Genomic DNA, 6267 nt, shown 5'->3' with positions numbered 1-6267 from the left:
AGCCGGTGGCCACCGGCCACAGCGGTGACGAATCGGCGCTGGATCAGGGTCTGGACGGCAGCCGGCTGCAGAGCAGCTTGCAGCACTACGACGCCCCCGGCGCCTACTACGCCAGCGATGCCGAGCAGCTCAGCCACTACGCGCGGCTGCGGCAGCAGGCGCACGATGCGCAGGCCAAGACTTTCAGCGGCGGCGGCGCGGTGCGCGGCTTGGTGGCCGGGCAGTGGTTCCGCCTCGACGGCCACCCGGCACACGACGGCGACGGCGCCGAGCAGCGCGAATTCGTGCTCACCCGCCAGACGCTGACCGTACGCAACAACCTGCCGGCCGAGCTGGCGCGCAGCCTGCCCACCGCCTTGCGGCCAACGTTGGCCGCCAGCGGCGATGACAGCGACGCGCCGTTCCGCAGCGAGTTCGACGCCCAGCGCCGCGGCCTGCCGCTCACCCCGGCCTACGCCGACAGCGCCCACGCCAAACCCAGCGCCCGCGGCGCGCAGACCGCTACCGTAGTCGGCCCCGCCAATGAAGAAGTGCACACCGACGCCCACGGCCGCATCAAGGTGCAGTTCCACTGGCAGCGGCCAGACGAACACCCCACCATCGGCGCCAACCTCGACGACCGCTCCAGCTGCTGGCTGCGCGTCGCCATGCCCTCCGCCGGTGCCGCCTGGGGCCACCAGTTCATCCCGCGCATCGGCCAGGAAGTGCTGGTCGATTTCATCGAAGGCGATATCGATAGGCCGGTGATCACCGGTGTGCTGTACAACGGCAGCCACCCGCCGCCGGCGTTCAGCGGCGCCGGCAGCCTGCCAGGCAACAAAACGCTGTCCGGCATCAAATCCAAAGAACACCACGGCGGCCAATACAACGAGCTGCTGTTCGACGACAGCCCGGGCGAAGTGCGGGCCAAGCTGTCCTCCGAGCACGGCACGACGCAGCTGAACCAGGGCTACCTCGCCCACCCGCGCAGCGATGGCAAAGCGCAAGCGCGTGGCGACGGCTTCGAACTGCGCACCGACCGGCACGGGGCGATCCGCGCCGCGCACGGCCTGCTGCTCAGCACCGAAGCGCAAGCCGGCGCCGGCGGCAAACAACTGGCACGCGACGGCGCGCAAAGCCAGCTTGACGCCGCGCTCAGCCTGGCGCAAAGCCTCGCCGACACCGCCACGGCGCAACTGGCCGACACCCAGGAAACCGGGCCGGAAGAAATCAAGCCCGACAACAGCAAAGGGGCGAACAAAACCGATGGCCACCTGCAACACCACGCCGCCGCCCTCAAGGCCTGGGAAGCCGGCAGCAATACCGATAAAGACGGCAAGACCGCCACCAAAGGCGAGGGATTGGCTCAAGCCGGCCAGCAGCCGCTGCTGATCCTGTCCGCCCCGGCCGGCCTCGCCGCCGCCACCGACAACGCCCTGACGTTGGCCGCAGGCAGCAATATCGACCAAGTGGCGCAGCGCGACCTCAACCAGACCTCGGGCCGGCGCTGGCTGCACAACGTCGGCCAGCACATCAGCCTGTTTGTGGCCGGGGTGAAAGACCGGATCACGCTGAAGCTGATCGCCGCCAAGGGCAAGGTGCAAGTGCAGGCGCAGAGCGACGCCATGGAACTGACGGCGGATAAGGACGTAGCCATCAGCAGCCTGAGCGCCAGCCAGCTGTTCAACGGCAAGAAAGAGGTGCTGCTGACCTGCGGCGGCGCCTACATCCGCATCAAGGACGGCAAGATTGAACTGCACGCGCCGGGCAAGGTGAGCTTCAAAGGGGCGAGCCACGACTGGAGCGGGCCGGCGAAGATGACCCCGGCGCACCCCTCCTTTCCGCAGCATGCGCCAACTTTCCCGCTCAGCATCAAGGTGGATCAGTCGCCGCTGGGGGTGAAAAGCAGCTGGGGAGGCATGCCCTACAAGCTGTATGCCGATGGCGCCCTGCAGGGCGAAGGCGTGATAGACGAACAGGGCCATATCCAGGTGCAGCACCGCGTGCCGGTGCAGAAATACAAGCTGGAACTGGCCAATGGCGTGGTGTACGACATCCCGGTGGCCGTGGATTACCACAACCCGGCACAGGGTGAAGCGGCGAATGCCGGTTTTCACAAACACACTGCCGGCGCCGCACCAGACGGCGGCCGTGACAAGCAGCAGGCATCGGCACGTGAAGATTTTCTGGCGCTGTTCAAACCTGCCGACAAAGGCGAATAAGCATGGGAAACAAGATTACGACGCCGGTTGCGGCCAACCAGGGCCTGCAATGCACCATCACCCCGCCGTGGTTCGTGCAGCAGTCCGAATACAGCCCGCTGAATGGCACTTTCGACTTCCTGATCAACGGCGAGCGCGCGTTTGGCGAGGTGCACCGCGCCATTGCAGCAGCCAAACAATCCGTCTGCATTATCTGCTGGGGCTTTCAGCCTTCGATGCACTTCATTCGTGATGGCAAATCGCCATCGATCGGCCAGCTATTGGAGCAGAAGGCTGCCGAGGGCGTGAAGGTACGGGTGTTGTGCTATGTGGTGGGCAATGATTACACAACCAGCCTGACCGGCTTCTCCATGGACGAGCCGAACATGCCTAACCGTTCAGGCCCCTACAGCCGCGGCTACAAGGATGTACCAGCTACCAGCAGCAAGGAACAGAACAAGCTGGATAGTCATTGGTTCAGCCGTTACGACCGGGATCGCGGCTATGTGCAAACACTTACCAAAGCCACACAGACCGTGCTTGGCAATAAACAGGTCGAGAATCTGATCTTCCGGGTTCGGGGGTTCTCTGCCGCTGACCGTGCTTATCTGGCCGAGCAGGAATTTGATGACAAAAAAGTTTCGCGCAGCATGCGTGCCGTGCTGTCGGCCTTCCCCAGCCACCACCAGAAAATGGTGCTGGTGGATTACGGTAGCCCGAGCGACCACGTTGGCTTCGTTATGGGGCACAACATGCTGGACGAGTATTGGGATACCTGTGCGCACAGCTACCACCGCAGAACGGCGAATACCGGGCGAAACGGTGCACTGCCGCGAGAAGATCTTTCCAGTCGGCTAACTGGACCGCTGTGTGGCGACCTGTTTCGTAATTTTGCCTATGCCTGGGAAAAAGAAACCGGAGAAAGCTTGGACAAGCCGAGTGCCGGCTTTGCCCACTATCCGCTACGCGAAGCACTGGGCAGGAAAATCCAGGGGCAGATTCTGCGGACTCAGCCGCAGTACCGGGCGGAAGACATCAAGAAAGCCTATCTGCAGGCCGTAAACAATGCCACCCAGTGCATCTATGTCGAGAACCAGTATTTTCGCTGGCCGCCGCTGGCAGACAAGATCAAGCAGGCTGCTGCCAAGCAATGCCAATGGGGGCGGGACCCGGCCAGTCACCAATCACTCTACCTGTTCGTGGTGACCAACAGCAGCAACGCCGGCATGGGCTCGGGTACGGAGAAAACCCACGAAATGCTCAAGAGCCTTGGCCGGGCCGATGCCATGCCCGGTGTCGAGTTGCAAAACCGTATCCAGGATCAGACCACGGCCATCAATCAGGCTGAAAACCGGCTGCGTCAGTACGATGCCAGCCTGGGGGCGATAGCCAGCGGCTTGCCCAACCCGGCGGTCTTCAAGGATGGCAAATACCCGCCCGCCTGGCTGCGGGACCCCAAAACCCGCGAGCTGCTTGAAAAGCATAACCAGCTGGCCAGCCAGCGCAACCGGCTGCAGCAGGAAAAGGACAAGATGCAACAAGACCTGGATCTGCTGGCATCCAAGGAGGATGGGAAGCTCGGCCAGAAAATGAAAGCCGCGGAAACCATCGTGCCGGAAGATCGCCCCGGCCTGAAGGTACATGTCTGCACCCTGGTGCCTCCCGACACCCCGCCGGGGATGGCCTGGCCCGAGGTGTACGTACACAGCAAGCTGCTGCTGGTCAACGATACCTACATGACGCTGGGCAGCGCCAATATCAACACCCGCAGCATGGAGGTGGACAGCGAATTGAACGTTGCCCACTGCAACCCACATATCAGCCGCCAAGCACGGTTGGACTTGTGGAATATCCACACAGGGGGCAAAGGGGCACAGGCGGACGTGGTGCAGGCATTCAACTCTTGGAGGGACATCATCAAGGAAAACAAAGGACGTGAGCCACGAAAACAGGTGCCCGAAGCCTCTCTACGCGGCTTTCAGCGTTTTGATCCTACCCAATCCAACAAGGACTGAATATGCGGCACGCACTACTTCTATTGCTTGCCTTGCTGGCCGCCTGCGGCAAGCCCACCGAAACCAGGAACCTTCCGATGTCCAACACATCGCCGCTGACTGCGATTCCCAACGACCTGGAACAGCAGCTCGCTTTCACCTGCAGCTATGAACAAGCACGCATCCCCAAGCGTGACCCGGAAGCCGAGCAGCTATTCAAACATGCGCGCTGGCTGCAAAAGCAGAATCTGCTCAAGGACGACCCGGCCAAATACCCGGCTTTCGAGAGGCTGTACCGCATTGCTGCGGCCTGGGGTCACGACAAGGCCAACCACAATCTGGCGCTGCTGCTGATCCGGGGCCATAGCGATGCCGACGATGTCATCAGCCTACCGGTAACCCTGGCGCAAGAGCTTATCCAGCGCGGCATCCCGCAGGGCTACTACGATATGGGGGCACTGCTCACCAAGGGCTATGGCATGACAGAAAGCAATGCCTCGGCCTTGCAATATCTGCGCCATGCGGCCGACCTGGGCAACCCGGATGCGCAATATTATGTGGGTGACCAGCTATTCATGTTAGGTATCGACTACCCGGTGCCACTGAATATTGGACTGCAAATGAAAAAATGTGCAGCAGAGCAAGGCCATAGCGAAGCGGCCTTTGAATATGCTGTAGATATGAAAAACTCAAAAAACTATTCCGAAGCACTCAAGTACTACCAGCTAGCAGTGAAAGCTGGTGATGAAACAGCTGCCTTCAAGCTAGGGAAGGTATTTCTCGCTCCCCCACCCAGCGACGGCCTGGATTATCTCGCTCTAGAAAAAGACGAGGAGCGCTCCCGTCGCTACAAAATCCTGTCTGACATCCTGGGGCGTTATTCCTACCTCAAACCTACGGTTGACGACATCGACGACATCGTGCCCTTGCCACCAGCCAAGCTGGCGCCGTGGGATGGCAAGATCAAGTGGTTGAAGGAATGGGAAAGCAATGTGCCGCCGCCGCTGCCCAGCGAAGCGCGCATTGCCGAGATGGCCAAGGCCAAGGGGCTCGACCCGGCCACCGGCCGCCCCGTCCCCAAGGGTGTACAGCCGTGATGCCCGGCGGCAAGCAGCGCCTTCGTGCGGCCTTGCGGCCAACGTTGGCCGCAGCCTGCCTGCTGTTGGCAGCCTGCGGCAAGGCGCCAGCTTCTCCACCCGCCGCCAGCCCACTGACCGCCATCCCCGACAGTCTGGAACGGCAGCCAGCTTTTACTTGCAGCCACGAACAAGCCCGCATCCCCAAGCCAAACCCGGAGGCCGAACAGCTGTTCAAACACGCACGCTGGCTGCAAAAGCGAAACCTGCTCAAGGATGACCCGGCCAAATACCCGGCTTTCGAGCGGCTGTACCGCATTGCCGCGGCCTGGGGCCACGACAAGGCCAACCATAATCTGGCGCTGCTACTGATCCGGGGCCACAGCGATGCCGACGATGTCATCAGCCTGCCGGTAACCCTGGCGCAAGACCTTATCCAGCGAGGCATCCCGCAGGGCTACTACGATATGGGGGCACTGCTTACCAAGGGCTACGGCGTGGCAGAAAGCAATGCCTCGGCCTTGCAATATCTGCGCCATGCGGCCGATCTGGGTAACCCGGACGCGCAATATTATGTGGGAGACCAGCTATTCAGCCTTGGTATTGACTATCCGACACCACTCAGTATTGGACTGCAAATGAAAAGGTGTGCTGCGGAACAAGGGCATAGCAAGGCTGCGTTTGAGTACGCCATTCGGATGGGTAACTCAAGAAACTTCCCAGAAGCTCTCAAGTACTACCAACTGGCCGTCAAGGCTGGCAATGACGTGGCCGCCATGGCCCTTCAGGAAGCATTCCTTGCTCCTGCCTCAGCAAATGATATGGCCTACCTCGGACGGACCAAAGACGACGAGCGTTCCCGCCGCTACAAAATCCTGTCCGACTTCCTGCATAACTACTCCTACCTCAACCCCTCGGTAGATGACATCGACGACATCGTGCCCTTGCCACCAGCCAAGCTGGCGCCGTGGGATGGCAAGATCAAGTGGTTGAAGGAATGGGAAAGCAATGTGCCGC

The 6267-nt window shown here is 61.4% G+C and carries 4 protein-coding genes; all 4 read left to right on the top strand.

Annotated features, from left to right (window positions below; all coding sequences use genetic code 11):
* On the top strand, positions 1 to 2201 hold a 2201-nt coding region (locus tag PSELUDRAFT_RS15085; protein WP_231895233.1), incomplete at its 5' end, for a type VI secretion system Vgr family protein.
* Positions 2202 to 2203: 2 nt separating this feature from the next.
* A complete protein-coding gene (locus PSELUDRAFT_RS15080; RefSeq protein WP_088967616.1) occupies positions 2204 to 4195 on the top strand; it encodes a phospholipase D-like domain-containing protein in 1992 nt (663 codons plus the stop codon).
* 2 nt (positions 4196 to 4197) lie between these two features.
* Positions 4198 to 5271 carry a sel1 repeat family protein gene (locus PSELUDRAFT_RS15075; protein ID WP_157725148.1) on the top strand — a complete coding sequence of 358 codons (1074 nt, stop codon included), beginning with the start codon at positions 4198 to 4200 and terminating at the stop codon, positions 5269 to 5271.
* Positions 5271 to 6267: DUF6396 domain-containing protein (locus PSELUDRAFT_RS19575; protein ID WP_088967614.1), on the top strand; the 997-nt coding region annotated here is incomplete at its 3' end. The genes PSELUDRAFT_RS15075 and PSELUDRAFT_RS19575, both read left to right, overlap by 1 nt.

It is taken from the genome of Vogesella sp. LIG4 (assembly GCF_900090205.1).
Classification (GTDB): Bacteria; Pseudomonadota; Gammaproteobacteria; order Burkholderiales; family Chromobacteriaceae; genus Vogesella.
Note: the sequence above shows the minus strand (reverse complement) of the source record. Positions and strands in the feature narration are given on the sequence as shown.